The sequence below is a fragment of the Streptomyces sp. CRN 30 genome (genome assembly GCF_034105845.1).
In genome coordinates, this window is sequence record NZ_JAVRHI010000159.1 from 1 (window position 1) to 22043 (window position 22043).

A 22043-nucleotide genomic window follows, 5' to 3' on the forward strand; every position below is an offset into this window, starting at 1 on the left:
CACCGGCGGCCGGGGCGGCGCGGTAGCCGATCGCGCACTCGCCGCGCCGCAGCGCCGCCGCAATGACGGTCGAGAACGACGCCTCACGGCCGGGCCGCACGTACCGCTCGGCCGGGTGCAGCGCCAGTGCCCCGCCCCGGGTGTCGAAGAGCTCCTCGAACACCGCGGTCAGGCCGGGGCGGTGGGCGATCTGTGCCAGGAGCAGCGCGGTCAGCTCGCCGCGCACGACGACGTCGGTGTCCGGGCCCGCGGGCACCACGGCCCGGCTGCGGATGTCGCACAGTTCGGCCACCACCGCGGGCACGCGGCCGGTGGCCTCGGCAACGGAGCGCAGTATCAGCAGAGTCAGCAAGGTGCGGTCGTCGGGCCGGACCGGGCCGCCGTCGTGGTCGGCGCCGAGCACGATGACACTGTCGTAGCCGGCCACGTCCAAGCCGGTCAGGGAGTCCGGACGGTCGAGGTCGAAGAGGTGGTGCTCGACGCGGAGCCCAGCGGTCCCCCGCGAGCGCGGCACGTGGGTCTCGGCCGTGCCGGTGCCCGGGCCGGCGACGATGTCGAGGAGCGAGCCCGGCCGGAGCGTGCGGCGCAGGGTCTCCACGACGAGCGGTGCCCGTCGGTTCCAGCCCAGGAGCAGCATCCGTGCGGGAGGCTCCGGCCAGGCGCGGGCGGGCGCCATGGCCGAGTCGTCCACGGGTGCACGGCGGGCGTCGAGCGGCGCGGACCGGCCGTCGTGGGCCACGGCCACCAGCCGGTCGCCGGGCTGTACGAGCGTGCCGGGTGCCGGGGTGAGCACGGCGCGGCCGTCCGGCCGTACCAGACCGACCGCGCACACCTCTGGCCGACGCAGTGCCAGTTCCTCGAAGGGCAGCCCGGCCGCCTCGGGGACGTCGAACAGGTGGAACTCGGCGCCGGAGAAGTCCAGCAGGTCGCGCAGCGCGGCCGAGAGTCCTGGCCGCCGTGCCGCCTGGACCAGCAGTTGCGTGGTGACGCGGTCGGTCTCCAGCACGGTGCCCCGCGGTCCCGCGGCAGCCTCGGCGGCGTACCGGTAGCGCTCCGCTCGGACGGCGGCGACCACCGGCGGCCCGGTCCGGGCGCCGAGCGACGCGCGCAGCGCGAGGAGCACGCGGACGACGGCCAGGTCGCCGTCGGGCCCCTCGTCGGGCAGGACCACCACCGTGCCCGCCGCCTGCGGAGCCACCAGCGCCAGCGCCTCGGGGTCGGTCGGTGCCCCGGTGCGGCACACCAGCCGTACGCCGTCGGTGAGTCCCAGGGCACTCCGCAGGGCCCGCTCCATGTCGGTCGAGTCCAGGTCGGCGAGTACGGCGACCACGCCCCGCCCACCGCCACCGGTGCCGGTGCCGGCACCGGCACCGGCGATCAGCTCACCGACCACGGTGAACACATGCTCGGACCAGCCCAGCACCACCGCGTGCCCACGCTCCAGGACCGTGGAGCGGCCGCGTCTCAGCTCGGTGAGCCGGTCGCCGAGGCCGGTGGTGACGACGCCGACGACCGTCGACACGCACAGCAGGGCGATCAGCCCGAGCAGCACGGACAGCAGCATCCGCACCGGCGCGCCCGTCACCCCGCCCAGCCGCATGGTCTCCGCGCTGGTGCGCCACACGGCGAGGAGACGACCGGACAGCGAGCGCGGTGCGCCGGGGTCGGTCCACACCAGCAGTGCGCTGACCGGGACGACGACGGCCAGGCAGCACAGGGCGAGCCAGCCGAGCAGGGCCCCCGTGCTGCGCGCCAACGTCCGGTCGAACATGTAGCGCACCCGATCGCGTAAGGAAGCCTGGTCCTGCAACCGCCGCACCTCCGCCTTCGTTCCTGAAACGGCCCCGCGTACCGAAGCGTGCGGGGTGTCGCGCGGGTGACGCGCCGCGCCACCGGCACGTTCACTCTTTCGAGTAGGAGCTGGGGGCGGTCGAGCTCTCTCCCCCCGGTGCGGACAGGACGGAACGCCATATATCGACGAAACGCGCGAGAACGCTCATGCGGGGAGATCGAGCCTCCGGCACCTCGGCCGGCGTGTTCGGATCACGGGCCAGCGCGGGCTTAACGACATCAAGACCGTCCCTATCGGCGCTTACGGTGAGAGGTTCTCTCGTGCCCGGACTCGGACTTCACCTTCCACGTGCTGCCCGCCTGTCCGGCCCAGGCCCTCGTGGAGAGTGCGATCCTCGACTCGGCGGCCACCTGGATCGACGATTACGTCCGGACGCTGCCCTCCCGGGCCGCGCCCCTGGCCGCCTTCACCGCTGTCACCCACGGCCGGCACGTCACCGCTCCCAGCGGTGAGATCCTCCTGTGGGACCGCATCACACGGCGCGCCCGGCTCGCCCTGCCCCCGCGGCTGTGGACGCGGGTCGCCGACGGGTTCACGGCGTGGACCTTCTGCGTCCTCGGCGACGTTCCGGCAGGGCACTTCGCCGGCCTGGCCGACTACCTGGCCTGGCGGGCACGGACGAGGCGGAGCGTCTGCACACCGCCTGCTGTGAGTATTTGGCCCTGGTCAACGACCTGTTCTCCTACCGCAGGGAATACCTCGCCGGGGGCCAGGCCAACGCCGTCATCGCCCTCGTCCACGGCGGATACGGCCTGCAGGAGGCCGTCACCGTCGTCTGCGACCGTATCCTCCTCGCCGAGGCCGACTAGTGGAGATCCGCACGGCTTCTGCGCCGGCACACCGGCGTTCCCCACCTGAGCGCCTGCCTCGCCGGCCGGGCGTCCCTGCTGGGCGGCAACCTGGCGTGGCATCTGCGGGCGCCCCGCTACCACGGCCCTCGACACCGCTGGGACGGCACCGTCCACCTGGCTCTCCCTCCCCTGCGCCGCCGGCCCAGATTCTTGGCGCTGAGTCCCGGGCAGCCGGTCTCCGACGGCATGCGACCTCGGCTCGTGCTCCCGGTAACGTTCGTCCTCGATGGACCGCTGGGCTTCGTCTCGCCGTCGGGCGATGCTGGCAGGTACGTCCGAGCCGAAGTTCGTGAGGGATTCTCACAGAGCGGCGTCGCCCCACTCCCGGACGACCACCTCGTCGCCGACCGACAGCTTCCCCGGCGTGATCACGGAGAACTTCGCACCGAACACTACGCCGCCGCCCGCCGCACGCCGGTAACTCGCGAGTGTGCGCAGGGGCTCCGGGCCTTGCCTCGCCCCGGCCTCCTGCTCGACCAGAGTGACGGCACAGCGCACCGCGAGCTTGGCATAGCCCAACTCGGCGGCTCCGATGGTGATGCGGCGTACGCGATCCTCGGCGTGCGGTCGGGCGGCCCAGTCGCCGTTGTCGTGATCGTGACCTTCGGGGCTTTCGGGGCTTTCGGGGCTTTCGATATCGTGGCTGTCGTGCCTGTCGATGACGATGTTCGGGCGGAACCTGTTCATCGACAGGATCGGGGCACCGCGCTCGGACATCCGCTGGTTGAGAAGGGCGAGGGAGGCGCGGGACAGCAGGTGCACCGCACTGCTGTCGGCATAGCCGGACGGGCCGGAGGTCAGGCCGTCGGCGATCCGGTCGTGCTCCGGCGGCACGCGGACCAGACGGCTGGGGGTGCCGAGGAACTCCGACAGCCAGGCGGCGGCTCCGTCACCCTGGTCGATGCCCTGGAAGGCGGCGCCGAACAGGTCGATGTCGCGGCGCGGCGCGGACGTCGTCACGTCGAGGCACAGTGTGCCGGAGCGGCCCGTGCCGTCGGCCGCGTCGAGGGTGAGCCGAGTCCCGTCGGTGCTGACGGCGGGCCGGATCAGGGCGAGGCGGGGGTGCCGGCGTTGCGTACGGAAGATCCCGTCCTCGCTGATCACCATGAAGCTGCGGTCGTGGGCAAGGCCCGCCGGCGTCAGGAGCGCATCGCTCATCGACGTGCCTGCACATCCCTTGACAGGATAGCAGATCAGATCCACGACGTTGGCCATCCGCCGCCCCCTTCGGTACACGACCACAGTAGAACGTATGCCATGACGAGGTGACGTCATCAGCGCTACAGCGCTCCGAGGCGAGCGGGGGTCAGGAGTACAGGAGTACCTGGTGATCGCGTCGTGGCGTCGCAGCCGTGCGGTCTCGCGCTGTCGTTCGCCGGCGGACCGTCAGCCGCCGGTCGTGGACGAGCTGGCCTCCTTCCGTGCGGGCGCGGGCGCGCGGGGCACGGGTCGGGGCGGCGGTGGGGTGTGCTACTGCTGTGGGGCCGGTGTCGGTCGGATGCCGATCGCTGCTCCGGTGACGCGTACGCGGGGATCGCCGGGGACCAGGCCGACCTCCAGCAGTGACGGGCGGCCCATGTCGTGGCCCTGGTGGAGGGTGAGTTCCGCGTCTGCCGGGACGAGGGCCAGGTCGCGGGCGTAGGCTCCGAACGCCGCGGCCGCGGCGCCCGTCGCGGCGTCCTCCACCACCCCGCCGACCGGGAACGGGTCACGGACGTGGAAGACGGTCGCTGATTCGCGCCACACCAGTTGTACGGTCGTCAGGTCGAGCCGTCGCATCAGCTTCAGCAGACGGTCGAAGTCGTAGTCGAGGTCGGCCAGCCGCTCACGGGTCGCGGCCGCGAGGACCAGGTGGCGCACGCCCGCGAAGGCGATCCTCGGAGGCAGGGCGGCATCGAGATCGCCGGCCTGCCAGCCGAGCCCCGCCAGAGTCTCCGTCACGTCGGCCGGGTCGGTGTCGTGCACCCGGGGCTCGACGCTGGTGAGGGTGGCCTTCAGTACGCCGTTCTCCTCGCGGACGGCGACGGGCACGTGACCCGCGGCCGTGTGGAAGTCGAAGTCGCCTTCGCCCACGCGCTCGCCCAGCGCCACCGCGGTGGCCACGGTGGCGTGGCCGCAGAAGCCCACCTCCGCCTTGGGGCTGAAGAACCGCAGCGTGAACGACCGGCCGCTGTCCGAGGCGGGGCCGGGAGTGACGAAGGCGGTTTCCGAGTAGCCGAGTTCGGCGGCGATCGCCACCATGTCGGTGTCGTGGAGAGAAGAGGCGTCGAGGACGACGCCGGCTTTGTTGCCGCCGACCGGGCTGGTGGTGAAGGCGGTGTAGTGCAGCACCTCGTCGGTCAGGGGGGCAGCCGGGTCTGTCACGGTGGTCTTCGGGGGGTTCGACATGGTCGATCGTCCTCTCTGAGGGGCTTCTTGCGTAATTGCGTGCTGGGGTGCTTGGGGTCCTCTGTCGGGTGACACCGTGGTCAGTTTCCCCCTGCGGAGGCGGGGGCGGGGGCTGGGGCGATGGCGGTGGCGGCTCTGCGGCCGGCGGGCAGTGCGAGCAGGAATCCGGTCGCGAAGGCCGCCGCGGCGAGGCAGGCCGACAGCCGCAGGCCCTCCGCGAAGCCCGACGCCGTGGTGGCGAGGGTGCCGAACAAGGCCACCCCGACAGCGCTGCCGACCTGCCGGGCGACGTTGAAGACGGCAGAGGCTGTGCCGGCGCCCTCGGCCGGTGCGGTGTCCACGATCGCGGCGGTGGCGGCGAGGGCCGTCAGCGTCTGGCCGAGGCCGGTGGCGATCAGGGCGAACAGCAGCACGGGATAGGGGGTGTGCGGCCCGGCCGGCAGCCAGCCGAGGAAGCCGAGTGCGCCCAGCGCGAGGCCGACGGCCATGGGCGGGTACGGGCCGGTGCGAGCCGTGATCCGGCTGAACAGCGGGGCGGCGACCAGCCCCATGCACACCGACGGCAGCAGGGCGAACCCCGTGGCCAGGGCGCTGAAGCCGCGCTCCTGCTGGAAGTACAGGGTGGTCAGGAACAGCATGCCGTAATAGCCGAGGCTGATCAGCAGGCCGATGGCCGCGGTCGGAGTGAAGGACGGGGCGCGGAACAGGGAGGGCGGGAGCAGCGGTGCGCGCCGGCCGCCTGCGTGGAGGTGTGCTTCGAGGACACGTTCCACGGCGGCGAAGGCGGCCAGAGCGGCGGCGCCGAGGCCGAGCGCGAAGAGCACCAGCGGTGAGGTCCAGCCGCGCGTGCCCGCCTCGTTGAGTCCGCCGGCCAGCGCGATGAGGCCGACGGCTCCCAGGAGTTGACCGAACGGGTCCGGTTTCGCCGCCTTGCCTCGCGGCCGGGAGGCGACCGGGAAGTGCCGCAGCGTCAGAGCGATCGCGAGGAGGGCGACGGGGAGGTTCAGCCAGAACACCGCGCGCCAGCCGCTGCCCGCGACCAGCAGTCCGCCGGCCACCGGACCGGTACCGAAGGCGACCGAGGCGACCGCGCCCCAGACGGTGACGGCGCGGGCGCGTACCGCGCGGTCGGGGTAGGTGGCCCCGAGCAGGCCGAGCGACGCGGGCACCAGCAGTGCCGCGCCCGCACCCTGTCCCAGCCGGCCGGCGATCAGCGGCGCCGGTGATCCGGCGAGGGCGCAGACCAGCGAGGCGACGGTGAAGACGCCGAGTCCGGTCAGGAACGTCCGGCGGTGGCCGACTCGGTCGGCGAGCGCGCCACCGAACAGCAGCAGACCCGCGAACAGGGCGCTGTAACCGTCGACGATCCACTGCAGGGCGGTGGCGCCGGTGCCGAGCGAGGTGCGGATGTCGGGGATGGCCACGTTGACGACGGTGACGTCGAGCATGACCAGGAAGTAGCCGAGGCTGAGGGCGATCAGTGGAGCCATGGCGAGGGCGGGTTGAGGCGCGGCGGCGCTCAGTCCGGTTGTCGGGTCCGTGACCCGCTCTGGGGGCAACCTCGTGGTCGGCCTCCTACTCAGCCTCGTGGTCGGATCCGTGGTCGGTCCCGTGGTCGGCCTTCTGCGGGCGGCGAGGTGCGTTGCTCTCATGGAGAGATCATCGAAGGCGGACACTTCGCCGTAGGTCGAAGTGTCGATGTCGTACGCTGCGGTCATGACGAGCGAGCCGCTCAAGCAGCAGACCGACAGCGGCCGGGCACAGCAGGTGGTGGCGGTGCTCGCTCCAGGCGCGGATACGCCTCAGGGGGGTTGATCGTCACGCCTCCCGTGACAGCGGGTGCCTCCGCGCCGCAGTCGGCGATGGACGACTTGGCGCCCTCAACTTCGCGTACGGCCTGCTGGACGGGGCCGGTGCCGCCGACCGTGTGGCTCTCGCGCTGCGTCTCACTCGTGACGGTGCCGACGGTACGGCGTGCGATCGGCACGTGCCCGGCCCGCACCTCGGTGCACCGACGGCGTGGATGAGGGTACGGCGCGTGGCGTGAAGTAGTGGAGGCGCCCTTGCCACTCCCCCACCATCCGCGTCGTCCCCGTCCGCTTGCCACCTCCGCTCCTATTACGTCGCCGCCTTATGTCGAATCATGCATTCCGTCATCCGTGCATCTCTATTGCGATTCCTCCGTTCCTGTGCCTCATGAGCGAGCCGGTCGCTGAATGCCGGTTGAATTCAGCGGCGCTCCGGCAGGGCGGGAATTCCGTATTCACCGGCACACGTCAGGCCGGCAGGTGGATGAGAATCCGAAAGGACACGGCTCCGGCAGGTAAGTCAAGACTTACCTTTCCGGGAGTTCGACCGTAGGGTACGGGTCGAATCGAAGGAGTTCCCTGTTGTCGGAGATTATTGATTCCGCCGCGCGTGCGGTTGCGGCGGAGCAGGCTTATGTGTCCTCCCTGTACGAGTTGCTCACCGAGCGGCTTTCCGAGGCGCGGGTTCGCCGGGCCGAGGTGTTGAAGGCCTCGGCGGAGAGTGCCGGTGAGGTCTACGAGAGAGACATCACCGCCGAGCGTCTGGCCAAGGAGATCGGCAGGCTGGAGGGCGCGGAAAAGGGGCTGGTCTTCGGGCGCGTCGACTGGACGGACGGCACGGCCCTGCGTATCGGACGGATCGGCCTGCACACGGAGGAGGACGATCTGCCGCTGCTCGTGGACTGGCGCGCGAACGCGGCGCGGGCCTTCTACGAGGCGACGCCGGTCCACCCGATGGACCTGCGGCGGCGCCGGCACCTGCGTGTCGAGGAGCGCACGGTCGTCTCGGTGAGCGACGAACTGCTGGACGGCACCGCCCCGACCGGCGAGGACGTCGTGGGCGACGGCCCGTTGACCGAGGCTCTGTCGGCACGGCGTACGGGCAGGATGCACGCGGCCGTCGCGACGCTGCAGGCCGAGCAGGACGAGATCGTCCGCTCCGCGCACCGCGGGGTGACCGTGGTGCAGGGCGGGCCCGGCACCGGCAAGACGGTGGTCGCCCTGCACCGGGCGGCGTACGTCCTGTACGCGTTCCCGCGTGCCGCCGAGGAAGGTGTCCTCGTGGTGGGCCCCAACGCCCGGTTCCTCGACTACATCTGCCAGGTCCTGCCCTCGCTCGGCGAGAACGACGTCGACCTGGCGACCTGCCGGGAACTGGCCGGGGTGTCCACGGACGCGGTGGACCCGTTCGACACGGCGCGTCTCAAGGGCAGCGGCGACCTCGCCGACGCGTTGGCCCGTCTGCTGCGCGTCCGCCAGGCCCCCGCCGGTGACTTCACCGTGCGGGTCGGGCGGGAGCCGGTGTCTCTGTCCGGTGAGGAGGTCGCCGCGGCACGCGACGCCGCCGTGGCGGCCGTACCGGGGCACAATCCCGCGCGCCAGGTGTTCAAGGAACTCCTCGTGGACGCCGTCACCGACGCGATGCGGCGGGACATGGGCGACCTTCTGGAGCAGATCGACGCCGATACCGAACGGCTGACGGGCCTCGATCTCGACCGGTTCACGGGAGCCGCCGGGCGCCGTGCCGAGGGCGCGGCCGCCTCGGACCCGGTCCACGGACTGGACGTGGACGCCGTGCGGGCCGACCTCCTCGGCGACGCCGGCGTCGACCGGGCGGTCGAGGCGCTGTGGCCGCGGCTGGCACCCGATGACCTCCTCGACGCGCTCCTGACGGACGCCGGCGCCCTCGCCGAGCACCTGCCCCGCCTGACCGAGCGGGAGCGGTCCCTGCTGCTGCGCGGTCCGGACGACGCGTGGACCGATGCCGATGTGCCGTTGCTGGACGAGGCGGCGAACCTGGTCGACGGACCGCCCCGGCGGACGTACGGGCACGTCGTCGTCGACGAGGCGCAGGAACTGACCGCCATGCAGTGGCGGATGATCGTCCGTCGCTGCCCGGCGAGGGCGATGACACTGGTGGGCGACTTCGCCCAGGCGGGTCCGGTCACGACGGCACGCGACTGGAAGGAAGCGCTCGGCCCCCACCTCGGACCGCGGTTCGCGCTGCACCACCTGACCGTCAGCTACCGCACCACGCGGGAGATCCTCCAGAGCGTCCGGGACCTGCTCACGCGGATCGCTCCCGACCAGAAGCCCACGCGGTCGCTGCGCGGTGGTGAGAATCCCCGCACGGTGACCGCACCGCCGGAGGGGCTGGTCGCCGCCGTCGCCCGGGAACTGAGCGCCCAGAGCGCCGCACACCCGGGTGAGCTGCTGGCCGTGATCTGCGCTGACGACCGGGTGAGCGAGCTGACGGCCCGCGGCGTCGGTCACCACGCACGGGTCGTGCCGGCGTCCGAGGCGCGCGGCCTGGAGTTCGACGGGGTCGTCGTCATGGCCCCCGATGAGATCGTCGCGGCCCGCCCCGGTGGGGAACGGGATCTGTACGTGGCCCTGACCCGGGCCACCAAGCGTCTGTGCACCGTGACCGACCGGCCCGCGTACGGCGAGAGGTAGTTCCCATGGACATCTTCGAGACGAAGAACGGTTCGGTGCGAGGGTTCCGGGCCTCCGCCGACGTCGTCGCCGTCCTCGGCATCCCCTACGCCGCCGCACCGTTCGGCGCCGGCCGGTTCCGGGAGCCCCGTCCGGTGTCCCCGTGGGACGGGATCCGGGACGGGGGGCGATTCGGTCCGATCTCCCCGCAGTCGGCGCGGCTGCCCGGCGCGCCCGTGTGGTCCCCCGGCGACGAGGACATCCTCACCGTCAACGTGTGGACACCGGAGCCCGGCGCGAGCCGGCTGCCGGTCCTCGTCTGGATCCACGGCGGTGCCTACACCTTCGGCTCCTCGGCCCAGCCCGACTTCGACGGCACCGTCCTGGCGCGGGCCGGGCTGGTCGTGGTCACCTTCAACCACCGGATCGGGTTCGAGGGCTTCGGCCATGTTCCGCCGGGCGGGGGGCCGGCCCACCCGGACAACCGGGGTCTGCTCGACCAGGTCGCCGCCCTGCGCTGGGTGCGCGAGAACATCGCCGTCTTCGGCGGTGACCCGGACCGCGTCACCGTGGCCGGGCAGTCCTCCGGGGCCGCCTCGGTCGCGTGCCTGATGGCGATGGACCGTGCTCGCGGCCTCTTCCGCCGGGCCGTCGCGCACAGCCCCGCCAGCCCCTGCTACACGCATGACATCGCCGCCGCCACCACGCGTGAGGTCGCCGCCGCCGCGGGCTGTCCGGCCACGTCCGAGGGGCTGGCCGCCGCGACCCCGCAGGCCCTCGTGGCCGCTTCCGACCGGGTGGTCGACCGGTACCGGAGCGACCCCGCCTCCGGCTCGCGTCACTACGATCCCTCGCTCTACGCCCCCGTCCTCGACGGCGACGTCCTGCCCGCCGACCCGCTCACGGCCCTGGCGGACGGCGCGGCGCGGGACGTGGATCTGCTGGTCTGCTCCACCACGCAGGAGTACTGGCTGCTCGACGCGGTCGGCAGCAGCGCGAAGGTCACGACCGAGCGTCAGCTCGACCGCTTCGCCCGGGACTTCGGCCTTCCCGAGGGCCTGGTGGCCGGCTACCGCGCCGCGCTGCCGCAGGCCCCGGTGCTCGACGTCTATCTCTCCGTCTTCGGCGACCTGCTGTTCGGCGAGTACGGCGACCGGCTCGCCGAAGCGCACACCCTGGCCGGCGGCCGGGCGTTCCTGTCCCGCTTCGACCGGCGGCGCACCGGCCCGGACACGGTGGTCCGCGCCTGGCACTGCGCGGACGTGCCCTTCGCCTTCGGCAACCTCGACGACGAGCGTCTGGCGTTCCTGATCGGTGGCGCTCCCACCGCCGCGGACCAGGATCTGTCCCGTCGGATGGTGCGTGCGTGGGCCGACTTCGCCGCCACCGGCAACCCCGGCTGGGCCCCTGTCGGCGGGGCCGCCACCGAGATCCACAGGTGGGCCACCAGCCCCCCGGACGGCGCCGACGAGCTGCCCGCGGTCGCGCTGCGGGCCCTGTGGGCGAAGGCGGACTTCCCCGTCCTGCGTCCCTGAACAGCGCCCCGGTCGCCCCGGCCGCGCGGCCGGGGCGCCGGTGTCCGTGCCCGCGCGGCCCGGTGCCGCCGAGGTCTTCGCCTCGGCCCGGTCCTCAGTCCACCGGGACCCCCGCGGTGTCCGGCAGCCGCAGGTGTCGGCCCGTGAACCGGGCCCGCAGCGCACGGTCGTGGGTGACCAGCACGATCGTCTGGGACGATCCGGACAGTGCCTCCTCCACTTCCTCGACCAGCGCCGGTGACAGGTGGTTGGTCGGCTCGTCCAGGAGGAGCAGATCGGCGGGTTCCGACACGAGCCGGGCCACGTCCACGCGGCGGCGCTGGCCGTAGGAGAGCTCGCCCATGCGCGTGCCCAGTTCGGACGGGCGGAAGAGCCCGAGGGCGAGCAGAGCGTCGGCCTGCTCGTCGGCCGTGCCCGCGCGACCCCGGCCGAACGCCTCGACCACCGTCAGGCCGGGCGGCCACGGCGTCTCCTCCTGGCGCAGATGGCCCACCCGGCCCGGCACCCGCACCACGCCCTCGTCCGGCCGTACTTCCCCGGCGAGTAGTTTCAGCAGTGTCGTCTTGCCGGAGCCGTTGGGTCCGGTGACGAGCAGCCGGCCGCCGTGGTGGAGGGTGAGCGACCCCAGCCGCAGGCGGTCCCCCACGCGCACGTCCGCCAGGTGCAGGGCGTCAGGCTCCGCGTACGCGGTCGCGGTGCCCGCCGGGGAGCCGGCAGCCGCCGCCGTGGGAGGTGTGAAGGCCAGGGGTGTTGGTGGCGGCGCCACCGGGTGGGCCGCCAGCCGCTCGGCCCGTTCACGGGCGTTGCGGACGCGGGCCATCGTGCCGTGTGCCCGCCCCCGGGCGCGGAAGCCGCCGTGGCCGAAGTTGGCCAGTGCCGCCTTGCGCGGGATGGTGCTCAGGCGGACGGCGTGGCCGGCGGCCAGCCGCTCGTTGCGGGCCAGCTCGGAGCGCCACTGCTCGTGTTCCTCAGTCCGGCGACGGCGCTCGGCCGCCTTGGCCGTGCGGTAGCCGGCGTAGCCGTTGCCGTAGCGGGTCACCTTTCCCTCCTCGGCCTCGAAGACCGTCGCCGTCAGGCGCTCCAGGAAGACGCGGTCGTGGGTGACGGCCAGCACCGTGCCGCGGTGGGCGCGCAGTTGTGTCTCCAGCCACTCGACGGCCCGGTCGTCGAGGTCGTTGGTCGGCTCGTCCAGCAGCAGCAGCTCGGGCCGTCCGGCCAGGACACCGGCCAGGGCGAGCCGGGCACGCTCACCGCCGGAGAGCGTGCCGAGGAGACGCTCACGGCGCAGGACGGGCAGACCGAGGTGGTGCATCGCCACGTCGGCGCGGTGGTCTGCGTCGTAGCCGCCCCGCGCCTCGTAGCGTCCGAGGAGGACGCCGTAGGCGGCGAGCGCCGCCGGGTCCTCCGCCGCGCCGAGGGCCCGTTCGGCGCGGCGCAGTTCCGCTTCCAGGACGCGCAGGTCGGCCAGGGCGAGGTCGACGGCGTCCTGGACGGTCGCGGTCGGGGGCAGCGGGAGGCTCTGCGGGAGGTAGCCGATGCCGCCGTCGGCGATCACGGTGACCTCGCCGCTGTCCGGGCGTTCCCGGCCGGCGGCGATCCGCAGCAGGGTGGACTTGCCGGCTCCGTTGTCGCCGATCAGTCCGGCCTTCTCGCCCGGCCTCAGCGAGAGGGAGACCTGGTCGAGGACGGTGCGGCCGGGGTAGCGCTTGCCGACGCGGCAGAGGGTGAACTGTGAGGTGTGCAAGATCAGGTCCTTCCTGGGCGCGGCGCGCCGCGCCCGGGTCGGCGGGGTGAGGGATGCACGGAGGGGCGCGGCGACGGCGGAGCGGTGCTCTACGCGGTCGGCGCCGGTGATGTCACAGGGAACCCATGGGGCAAGACAGTACGCCGTACTCGGCTGTTTGGCAAGACGATACGTCTCGTCTCGCCGAGTGGGCGGGCGGGCGGGCGGGCGAATGCGCCGGGATTCGCGGCGCAGGCCGGGCCGGGCGGCGGCGACCGGCCCGGCCCGGTTCGGCCCGGTTCGGTCCGGTTCGGTCCGGCCCGGCCCGGCCCGGTTCGGTCCGGTTCGGTCCGGTTCGGTTCGGTCCGGCCGGCTCACGTCAGCGGCGTCGCTGGTCGGTCCGCAGCTCGAAGTCGCCGTAGCTGTTGTCGACCGGGTTGACGGTGACGCCGGGGGCGACGATCTCGTCGATGGCGTCAAGGACGTCGGTGGACAGGGTGACGTCGGCGGCGGGCAGGAACGCCTCCAGCTGTTCCATGGTGCGCGGGCCGATGATCGCCGAGGTGACGCCGGGGTGGTGGACGACGAAGGCGACGGCCAGCTCGATCAGGGTGAGGCCGGTCTTCTCCGCCAGGACGGCGAGTTGTTCGACGGCGTCGAGTTTGCGCTGGTTGGCGGGGGTGCTCATGTCGAAGCGGGCCTGCGGGCGGGCGGCGGAGGCCGGGCCCTCGGTGGCGTGCTTGCGGTAGCGGCCCGAGAGCCAGCCGCCGGAGAGCGGGCTGTAGGTGAGGGTGCCCATGCCGTGGCGGCGCGCGGTGGGCAGTACGTCCTCCTCGATGCCCCGGACGAGGAGCGAGTACGGCGGCTGCTCGGTCACGAACCGCTCCAGGTTCCGCTCGCGCGAGGTCCACTGGGCCTCGACGATCTGCGAACCGGAGTAGGAGGAGGAGCCGATGTAGCGGATTTTGCCCTGGCGGACGAGGTCGGTGAGAGCGCCGAGGGTCTCGGCGACGTCCGTGTCGGGGCTGGGGCGGTGCACCTGGTAGAGGTCGATGTGGTCGGTGCCGAGCCGCCGCAGCGAGTGCTCGACCGCGCGGAAGATCCAGCGGCGCGAGCCACCCCGCTGGTTGGGGTCGTTCTGATCCATGGGCATGAAGAACTTGGTGGCCAGGAAGACGTCCTCGCGACGGCCCCGCAGCGCCTTGCCGACGATCTCCTCGGAGACCCCGGCGGAGTAGACGTCGGCGGTGTCGACGAAGTTGATCCCGGCGTCGAGGGCGCGGTGGATGATCCGGATGGAGTCGGCCTCGTCCTCGTTGCCCCAGGGGCCGAACATCATCGCGCCCAGGCAGAGGGGGCTGACCTGGACGCCGGTACGGCCCAGCGGTCGGTACTGCATGGAGTGGTTCTCCTCTTTGGTGGGGGGGGTCAGTCGTTTGCGGAGGACACGACCGTGCCGGTGGTCGTCCAGCTCGCGAGCAGGTTCAGGGCCTGCTGTTCTGGTGAGTCCGGCTCGGGTGTGTAGAAGTTGAGGCGCAGGCCGGGGTCGGACGGCAGGTCCATGGCTTCGTAGGGCAGGTCGAGGGTGCCGACCAGCGGATGACGGAACCTCTTCACTCCGGACCGGTGGAACTTCACATCGTGGCGGGCCCAGCGGCGGGCGAACTCGTCGCTCTTGGCCGTCAGCTCGCCGATCAGGTCCGTCAGCGCTTTGTCGTGCGGCGCGCGGCCCGTCTCGGTGCGCAGGAAGGCGACCGCGTCGTCGGCACTCCTGTCCCAGTCGGCCCAGAACTCCTGGGCCGCGGGGTCCAGGAACAGGAAGCGGGCGCTGTTGACCGGGCCGCGCCGGGCGAACAGCGGGGAGTCGAACAGCGGCGCGTACAGTGCCCGGCCCAGGGCGTTGGCGGCCACGACGTCGAAGCGGGCGTTGCGGACGAACGCCGGTACGCCGGTCATCGAGTCGAGTATCCGCAGGATCGTGGGCCGTACCCGGGAGGAGGTCGCGGTGGGCCGCCGCCCGGCGGGAGTCGACGCGCGGGCGAGGTCGTAGAGGTGGGTGCGTTCGGCCTCGTTCAGCTGCAGGGCGTGCGCGAGGGCTTCGAGGACTGAGTCCGAGGCGCCGGCGAGGTTGCCGCGCTCCAGGCGGACGTAGTAGTCCACGCTCATGCCGGCCAGCAGGGCGACCTCTTCGCGCCGCAGCCCTGGGACACGGCGGTTTCCGCCGTAGACCGGCAGCCCGGCCTGCTCGGGGGTGATCCTGGCCCGCCGGGTGCTGAGGAACTCCCGCACCTCGGCGGCCAGGTTCTTCCGTTCAGGGCCGGCCATGGTCGCTCTCCGGGCAGGGGACCGTACGGCAGGGAGCGGGTGGGACAGTGGCTTCGGCGGGCGGCGGTGGCACGGGGGGACTCCTCGGATCGGCGTGGTTCTTGTGCCGGCTCCTTCACCGTAGGTCGGCCGGCGCGGGCCTGCGAGGTACTGCCAGTACCCGGAAGAGCGGTGACTCCCACCCGCGCGGCCGTGCGAGGTCTCCTGGAGCGGACCGGGAACGCGACCGGGGACGCGACCGGGGCCGGGGACGGGGACGGGGCTGTCACTGCCCGGCCGGGCCCCCGGAGCCCCCGGAGCCGCCGGGCCATGGACACCCGTGAGGCTCCCAAGGTGCTGGAGCGGCCGTGCGCAGGCACTCTGTGATCAGCGCGACGGGTGCCCGCGCCCGTGCCCGCGTGGACAGCGGCCCGTCCGTCACCCGGGCGTTCACCGGCAACGTACCCGTCAAGGAAAAGGACCCTGTGATGCAGACCCTCGTTCTCAACAACGGCGTCGGGATGCCCGCCCTGGGGCTCGGTGTCTTCCAGACCCCGCCCGACGAGACCATCGCCGCCGTCACCGCCGCCCTCGACCTGGGTTACCGGCACATCGACACCGCCGCCGCCTACGGCAACGAGCGCGAGGTCGGCCGGGCGATCCGCGAGTCCGCGGTTCCCCGGGACGACATCTTCGTCGAGACGAAAATCTGGATCAGCGACTACGGCTACGACGAGACCCTGCACGGCTTCGACAAGAGCGCCGCGAAGCTGGGCCTGGACCGCATCGACCTGCTCATCCTCCACCAGGCGCTGCCGTCCGACTTCGACAGGACACTCGCCGCCTACCGCGCCCTGGAGAAGCTCCTGGCCGACGGCAAGGTCCGCGCCATCGGCGTCAGCAACTTCATGGTCGACCACCTGACCGCCCTGCTCGACGCGACCGGTGTCGTGCCGGCCGTCAACCAGCTGGAGGTCCACCCCTACTTCCAGCAGCGCGCCGTCCTCGACTTCGACGACGCCCACGGCATCCGCAGCCAGGCGTGGTCCCCGATCGGCGGCATCACCTTCTACCCGGGCTACGGCGAGCACCGCAGGAGTGTCCTTCAGGACCCGGTCGTCACCGGCATCGCCGAGGCCCACGGCAAGAGCCCGGCCCAGGTGCTGCTGCGCTGGGGGCTCCAGCAGGGCCGCTCGGTCATCCCCAAGTCCACCAAGCGCCATCGCATCGCCGAGAACATCGACGTCTTCGACTTCGAACTCGGCCCCGACGACATGGCCGCCCTGGACGGGCTGGAGACCGGCCACCGCGGCGGACCCGAGCCGGAGGCCGTCACCCTCGCGGAGTACGGCCGGGCCGTTCCCGAGGCCTGACGCCCGCGGAACTACCGGCCGGGGCCGGGCTGGAACCGCCACCGGCCTTCGGAGACCACGTCCATCTCGCCGTCCCGGACGCGGACGGCCGTCTCGTCGTCGATGAAGTAGAGCGGGAAGTCGGCCCGCGCGGTGATGCGATCGGCCCAGGCGTCGTCCCGCTCGGGGAAGTCCGGTGAGTACAGGTGGGGCTTGAGATACCAGTCGAAGAGGCCGAACGGTGGCTCCAGGGTCGTCGCGCCCAGCGCGTGGAGGTCCGCGGTGTCGCCGATGACGTCGGCGGAGTGTGCGGTGAGATGGCGGCTGAAGATCATTGATCCGGCGCTGAACCCCACGTAGACGCGGCTCTCCAGCGCCTTCAGGAAGCCGTCGGCGAGGCCGTTGCCGGTGATGCTGCGCGCGAGGTGGTAGTGGTTGCCGCCACCGACGTAGACGACGTCGGCGTGGAGCAGCCGGTCGAGCACCGTCGCCGGGGGCAGTCCGTTCAGTTCCAGGACGTCGAACTCCTGCCAGCCGAGGCCGTGCAGGCGGTTCAGGTCCGCGACGAGCCATCCGTGGTCCCCGGGCTCGGCGACCGACGCCGTGGGGATGTACACGGCGTTCGCCGCTCCGAACGGCTTGCCCAGCATGTCCCGCAGCGCGTCCCGCTGCGTGTCGTTACGCAGGCCACCCGCCGTCAGCAGAAAGTTCATCGGGCGAGCCAAACACGACTCACCGGTCCGCGCAAGCGGTCCTCCAACACGCTGCCGCGTGCCGGGAAGAGAGGGCTACTTATGGCCAAAGACGCTGGTTAGCGGGCTGTTGCGGCTGTGTAAAGGCGCATGTGGTGCCCGTCCGGGCGGGAGCTGTGCGGTGCCGGTCGGGCGACCGCTTTCCGGACAGTGATCTCCGCAGTGATGACAGTGGGACGACGGCGCTGCGATCATCGGTGCGCGTCGATCTCCGGCGCGATCACCCGACCTTTTCCCCCGACGCTGTGGGGCCCGCCGCGCAGCGTGGCCTCGACGTGTCCGGTGAGAGGAGCTGTCACCATGGCGAAGCTGTCGCCCACCGCACCGCACGGAAGACCTGCCACATCGCACGGAAGACCCACCGCACCGCACGCAACACCCGCCACTCTCACGCGGGGCCGCAGACGGACGGCCACATACCTGTGGGTCGTGACCTCGGCCTGCCTGGCCCTGGTCTCCGCGGCCGTCCCGGCCCGCGCGGCCGGTGACGGCCCGCCCGGCCCGGCGACGGCGCCGCGGCTCATCCACGCGGTTGCCGACCGCGGCGCGGACTCCGTGCCGCTGACCGGGCCGCAGCGGCGGCGCCTGCTGGAGCGGGCCGGTGACCGGAGCGAGGAGACGGCCCGCGTGGCCGGCCTGGGCGACGGCGAGGAACTCGTGCCCAAGGACGTCGTCGAGGACGCCGACGGCACGGTCCACACCCGCTACGAACGCACCTACGACGGGCTGCCCGTGATCGGCGGTGACCTCGTCGTCCACGACGGTGCCACGGACACCTCGGACACCTCGGTCACCTGGAACGCCCGGCGCGATCTCGGCTCCCCGTCGACCCGGGCCGAGATCACCTCGGCCGACGCCGGCCGGCGGGCGCGCTCCCTGGCCGCCTCGCGCCACGACGTGCGCGAGACCGGGGAGACCCGGTCGCGCCGCGTCGTGTGGGCGGCCTCGGGCACACCTCGACTCGCCTGGGACAACGTTGTCGAAGGGACTCGTGAGGACGGCACACCGAGCCGGCTGCACGTCCTGACCGACGCGTCGAGCGGCGGACAGCTCGCCTCCTGGGACGACATCCAGGCGGGCGAGGGCATCAGCCAGTACAGCGGGCCGGTGTCGCTGGCGACGACCCGCAACGGCGACCTCTACGAACTCACCGATCCGCAGCACGGCAACCACCGCACCTACGACGTCGGTGACGGCGGCCGCACCCTGCTGACCGACGCCGACGACGTATGGGGCGACGGCACCCCCGCGCACCCGCAGACCGCGGCCGTCGACGCCGCCTACGGTGCGCAGCGCACCTGGGACTTCTACCACGACCGCTACGGTCGGAACGGCATAGCCGACGACGGGGTGGGCGCGACCTCCCGCGTGCACTACGGCGACGCCTACGCCAACGCCTTCTGGGACGATCTGTGCTTCTGCATGACCTACGGCGACGGCATCGGTGACCAGCACCCGCTGACCGAACTGGACATCGCCGCGCACGAGATGACTCACGGGGTTACCTCATACACCGCCGGTCTGATCTACACCGGGGAGTCCGGCGGGCTGAACGAGGCCACCAGCGACATCATGGGAACCGCGGTGGAGTTCTTCGCCGCCGGTGCGCGGGACGTGCCCGACTACACCATCGGTGAACTCGCCGACGTCCGCGGCACCGGCAAGCCGCTGCGGTACATGGACGAGCCGTCCAAGGACGCCTCCGCCAAGGGCACCTCGCAGGACTACTGGACGGACGGGACACGGAAACTCGATCCGCACTTCAGCTCCGGCGTCGGCAACCACTTCTTCTACCTGCTGGCCGAGGGCAGCGGCGACAGGAGTGTCAATGGCATCGCCTACAGCAGCCCCACCTACGACGGGCTGCCGGTGGCGGGCATCGGCCTGCACAACGCCACCGACGTCTGGTACCGGGCCCTCACCCGCTACATGACCAGCACCACCGACTACGCCGGAGCACGCGAGGCCACCCTGCGCGCCGCCGCCGACCTCTTCGGCACCACCAGCGACGCCTACGAGGCGGTCGGCAACGCGTGGGCGGCCGTCAACGTCGGCGCACGCTTCGTCCACCACATCGCCGCCGACGCGCCGCCGGCCCGCGACGCCGCCGTGGGACAGCCGGTCGACCGGACCGTCACGGCCACCTCCACCCGGCCGGGCGCCCTCAGGTACTCGGCCACGGGGCTCCCGGACGGGCTCGCCATCGGTGCCACCGACGGCCGCATCACCGGCACACCGACCCGTGCGGGGGATTTCGCCGTCGAGGTGTCCATCACCAACTCGGCCGCCGAGACACGCACACTGGCCTACACGTGGACGGTACTGGCCTCGGGCGGTGACCACTTCGTCAATCCGGACCGGTACGACATTCCGAACTGGAAGACCGTCGAGTCACCCCTGACGGTCACCGGGCGGGGCGGAGCGGCGCCGGCCGACCTGAAGGTGAGCGTGGACCTCGTCCACGAGTTCATCGGCGGGCAGATCATCGAACTCGTCGCCGAGGACGGCACCGTGCTGATGGTGAAGGACTTCGTCTGGGACACCGGCGACGAACTCCACACCACCTTCACGGTGGATGCCTCGGCGCTGCCCGCCGACGGCACGTGGACCCTGCGTGTCACCGACAACACCCCGGGCATCTACCTGGTCGACCCCGGATACCTCGACCGCTGGTCGCTGACCTTCTGACCTCCCGAGCGCGGCATCGCGGCGAGGTAGTCGCCGAACCCGCCGCGGGCCCGTGCCGTCAGGCGGGGTGAGGTGAGGACGGGGCACCGGGCGGTGCGCAGTACCCGGTGTCCCCCGCGCTCAAGGGCCTCGACCAGTGCCGCGTCCTCGCCTGCGGCCAGGGGCGGGAAACCTCCCGCGTCGACGTAGGCGGCGGCGTCGATCCCCAGGTTGGCGCCGTGCACGTGCGGGTGGTGCCACACCGCTGAACCGCCGGGCCGGGACGCCTCGTAGAGCAGGCGGTGGGGCGCGGCGAGCGGGGACGTGGACGGCAGGACGACCGTGCCGACCACCGCCTGCCAGCCCTCCGCCGCCCTGGCCAGCTGGTGGGCGAGCCAGCCGCGCGGGACGGTGCTGTCGGCGTCCGTGGTGGCGATCCAGGTGCCGCCGTCCCCGGCGTACCGGTCCAGTGCGTGGCGCACGCCCGTGTGCCGGGCGACACCGGGGTTGCGGCAGTCGGTGGTGACCAGCACGGCTCCGGCCTCCCGGGCGATCGCGGCCGTACGGTCCCGGCACGCGTCGGCCACCACCACGGTCACCGTGCGGACACGGCCGAGGGCGGAGTGGCGGGCCGCGGCGCCGACAGCGGTGAGGGCGCCGGGCAGAAGGGCCTCCTCGTCATGGGCCGGGATGACCACGGCCACGGTGCGGTGAGCCCTCACACCAGGCCCTCCGCGGCTGCCACCGACAGCGGCGGCGGACCGCCGGGAACGGTGCGCCGGTGGACCTGGAGGACGAAGTCCTCCTCGCGGTGATCGGCGACGAGTGCCAGGCCGGGCATGTCGGCGAGACGGTGTGCGATACCGGTGCCGGTGGTCAGGTGCTCGGGCACCGGGTGGTTCCAGTGGACGGTGACCAGGGTGCCGCCGGGTTCGAGGACGTCGGCTGTCTGCCGCAGCAGCCGGGTCAGTCCGGCGTCGTCGAGGTAGTAGAGCAGTTCGGAGAGGACGACGAGGTCGAAGGACCGGTCCGTCGGCCACTGTTCGGGCACCAGCAGGTGCCGGACTTCCACGTTCGGGAGGTCCGCGGTGCGGCGGCGGGCCGTCCCGGCCGCCGCCGCGACCCGGTCACAGGCGAGCACGGTGTCGCAGCGACCGGCCAGCCTGCGCGTCAGTTCGCCGACCGAGCAGCCGGGTTCGAGGGCGCTGCGGTAGCGCGGCTGCGGCAGCGCCGCCAGGGTCAGGTCGTACTTGCGGCGCTCGTACCACCGGTCCGTCAGGCTCCACGGGTCCTCGGCGCGGCGGTACATGTCGTCGAAGTACTCCCCCGGTGTGCCGGGCGGGCGGGTCCGGGTCATGCGAACACCACCTCGAACGCGCGCAGGTGGTGGGCGAGTTCGGCGGGAGGGAGCACCGCGGCGTCGCCCTCTTCCGGGCCGAGCGGGTGGATCTGGCTGACGAAGCGGTCCACCGCGGCCCGTTTGCGTGCCTGGACGGCCGGTGGCAACGCGATACGGGCGGCGCGGTCCCACGGCACGCACGGGTCGCCGGGTTCGGCCCAGTGCCATGTCCACACGGGGTAGAAGCGGCAGGGTACCGAGGCGGCTCGGGCGGCCGTACGGGCGGCGCGGCCGGCTGCCTCGTGGTCGCCGTGCACGTCGCCGGTCCAGGGTGCCAGGCACAGCGCGGCACCCGGCAGCAGGTCCGTGAGCCGGGCCGCGAGGCTGTCCTCCTGCCCGGCCACCTCGGTGTCGGGCAGCCGCAGCCGTACGACCTCGGTGTCGCGCAGGCCGAGTTCGTCCAGTGCCGCGCGCAGTTCGCGGGCCCGTATCCCGGCCAGCCGGCCGGGGGTGACGCGGGTGCTGCCCGGGTGGGACGCCTCGCCGTCGGAGACGGACACCACGGTCACCTCCAGGCCGGTCTCGGCCAGCAGGGCGAGGGTGCCACCGACGCCGAGGACCTCGTCGTCGGGGTGGGCCGCCACGACGACCGCCCTGCCCGCCTCCGGCAGGGCGAACGGGGGCATCCGGGCCCAGCCGTCCCATGCCCGCCAGCGGGCCTCGTCGGTGCCGGGGGCCTGGATGGGGTCGGCGTAGGTGTCGGCTGACGGGGTGGGGGTGTCGGTCGCGTCGGCGCGGGGGCCGGTCATGTCGGCAC

General features: G+C 72.6%; 16 protein-coding genes. 5 read left to right on the top strand and 11 right to left on the bottom strand.

Going from position 1 to position 22043, the window contains the following annotated elements:
* Nucleotides 1–1771 (bottom strand): CASTOR/POLLUX-related putative ion channel (locus tag UW392_RS15545; protein WP_320775584.1); only part of this gene is annotated, 1771 nt, incomplete at its 3' end.
* 620 nt (nucleotides 1772–2391) lie between these two features.
* On the opposite strand from UW392_RS15545, the gene UW392_RS15550 reads away from it, so the two are divergent.
* Nucleotides 2392–2661: a terpene synthase family protein gene (locus UW392_RS15550; protein ID WP_320775585.1), complete on the top strand. Its 270-nt coding sequence runs from the start codon at nucleotides 2392–2394 to the stop codon at nucleotides 2659–2661.
* Between the two features lie 342 nt (nucleotides 2662–3003).
* On the opposite strand, the gene UW392_RS15555 is transcribed toward UW392_RS15550, so the two are convergent.
* From UW392_RS15555 to UW392_RS15565, 3 genes are all read right to left on the bottom strand, one after another.
* Complete coding sequence (locus UW392_RS15555) at nucleotides 3004–3918, bottom strand: MOSC domain-containing protein (protein WP_320775586.1); 915 nt, start codon at nucleotides 3916–3918, stop codon at nucleotides 3004–3006.
* A 255-nt stretch (nucleotides 3919–4173) separates the two neighbouring features.
* Nucleotides 4174–5091 carry a PhzF family phenazine biosynthesis isomerase gene (locus tag UW392_RS15560; RefSeq protein WP_320775587.1) on the bottom strand — a complete coding sequence of 306 codons (918 nt, stop codon included), beginning with the start codon at nucleotides 5089–5091 and terminating at the stop codon, nucleotides 4174–4176.
* Nucleotides 5092–5171: 80 nt separating this feature from the next.
* On the bottom strand, nucleotides 5172–6581 hold the full coding sequence (locus UW392_RS15565) for an MFS transporter (RefSeq protein WP_320775588.1): 1410 nt from the start codon (nucleotides 6579–6581) through the stop codon (nucleotides 5172–5174).
* Between the two features lie 954 nt (nucleotides 6582–7535).
* On the opposite strand from UW392_RS15565, the gene UW392_RS15570 reads away from it, so the two are divergent.
* Both UW392_RS15570 and UW392_RS15575 read left to right on the top strand, forming a co-directional pair.
* Nucleotides 7536–9575: an AAA family ATPase gene (locus UW392_RS15570; protein ID WP_320775589.1), complete on the top strand. Its 2040-nt coding sequence runs from the start codon at nucleotides 7536–7538 to the stop codon at nucleotides 9573–9575.
* A gap of 5 nt (nucleotides 9576–9580) precedes the next feature.
* Complete coding sequence (locus tag UW392_RS15575; RefSeq protein WP_320775590.1) at nucleotides 9581–11089, top strand: carboxylesterase/lipase family protein; 1509 nt, start codon at nucleotides 9581–9583, stop codon at nucleotides 11087–11089.
* A gap of 94 nt (nucleotides 11090–11183) precedes the next feature.
* On the opposite strand, the gene abc-f is transcribed toward UW392_RS15575, so the two are convergent.
* The 3 genes from abc-f to UW392_RS15590 all read right to left on the bottom strand — a co-directional run bounded on the left by abc-f (nucleotide 11184) and on the right by UW392_RS15590 (nucleotide 15137).
* Nucleotides 11184–12833 (bottom strand): ribosomal protection-like ABC-F family protein, encoded by a 1650-nt coding sequence (gene abc-f / locus UW392_RS15580; protein WP_320775591.1) that lies wholly within the window; start codon nucleotides 12831–12833, stop codon nucleotides 11184–11186.
* A 358-nt stretch (nucleotides 12834–13191) separates the two neighbouring features.
* Nucleotides 13192–14211, bottom strand: coding sequence for an aldo/keto reductase (locus UW392_RS15585; RefSeq protein ID WP_320775592.1), 1020 nt, complete (start codon nucleotides 14209–14211; stop codon nucleotides 13192–13194).
* A 29-nt stretch (nucleotides 14212–14240) separates the two neighbouring features.
* Complete coding sequence (locus tag UW392_RS15590; protein WP_320775593.1) at nucleotides 14241–15137, bottom strand: helix-turn-helix transcriptional regulator; 897 nt, start codon at nucleotides 15135–15137, stop codon at nucleotides 14241–14243.
* Between the two features lie 467 nt (nucleotides 15138–15604).
* Between UW392_RS15590 and UW392_RS15595 the strand changes: the two genes are divergently transcribed.
* Complete coding sequence (locus UW392_RS15595) at nucleotides 15605–16489, top strand: aldo/keto reductase (RefSeq protein WP_320775671.1); 885 nt, start codon at nucleotides 15605–15607, stop codon at nucleotides 16487–16489.
* Nucleotides 16490–16500: 11 nt separating this feature from the next.
* On the opposite strand, the gene UW392_RS15600 is transcribed toward UW392_RS15595, so the two are convergent.
* Entirely contained in the window at nucleotides 16501–17181 is a 681-nt protein-coding gene (locus tag UW392_RS15600) for a Type 1 glutamine amidotransferase-like domain-containing protein (RefSeq protein ID WP_320775594.1), read from the bottom strand.
* Nucleotides 17182–17520: 339 nt separating this feature from the next.
* Here UW392_RS15600 and UW392_RS15605 point away from each other — a divergent pair, with 339 nt between their 5' ends.
* A complete protein-coding gene (locus UW392_RS15605) occupies nucleotides 17521–19908 on the top strand; it encodes a M4 family metallopeptidase (protein WP_414496194.1) in 2388 nt (795 codons plus the stop codon).
* On the opposite strand, the gene UW392_RS15610 is transcribed toward UW392_RS15605, so the two are convergent.
* Genes UW392_RS15610 through UW392_RS15620 form a run of 3 tightly spaced genes read right to left on the bottom strand, consistent with a single transcriptional unit; the run spans nucleotide 19860 to nucleotide 22035 of the window.
* Complete coding sequence (locus UW392_RS15610; protein WP_320775596.1) at nucleotides 19860–20609, bottom strand: glycosyltransferase; 750 nt, start codon at nucleotides 20607–20609, stop codon at nucleotides 19860–19862. The genes UW392_RS15605 and UW392_RS15610 overlap by 49 nt on opposite strands.
* Nucleotides 20606–21244 (bottom strand): class I SAM-dependent methyltransferase, encoded by a 639-nt coding sequence (locus UW392_RS15615; RefSeq protein WP_320775597.1) that lies wholly within the window; start codon nucleotides 21242–21244, stop codon nucleotides 20606–20608. Before UW392_RS15615 ends, UW392_RS15610 begins: the two co-directional genes overlap by 4 nt.
* On the bottom strand, nucleotides 21241–22035 hold the full coding sequence (locus tag UW392_RS15620; RefSeq protein WP_320775672.1) for a PIG-L family deacetylase: 795 nt from the start codon (nucleotides 22033–22035) through the stop codon (nucleotides 21241–21243). The genes UW392_RS15615 and UW392_RS15620 overlap by 4 nt, the downstream gene beginning before the upstream one ends.
* Nucleotides 22036–22043: the final 8 nt, after the last annotated feature.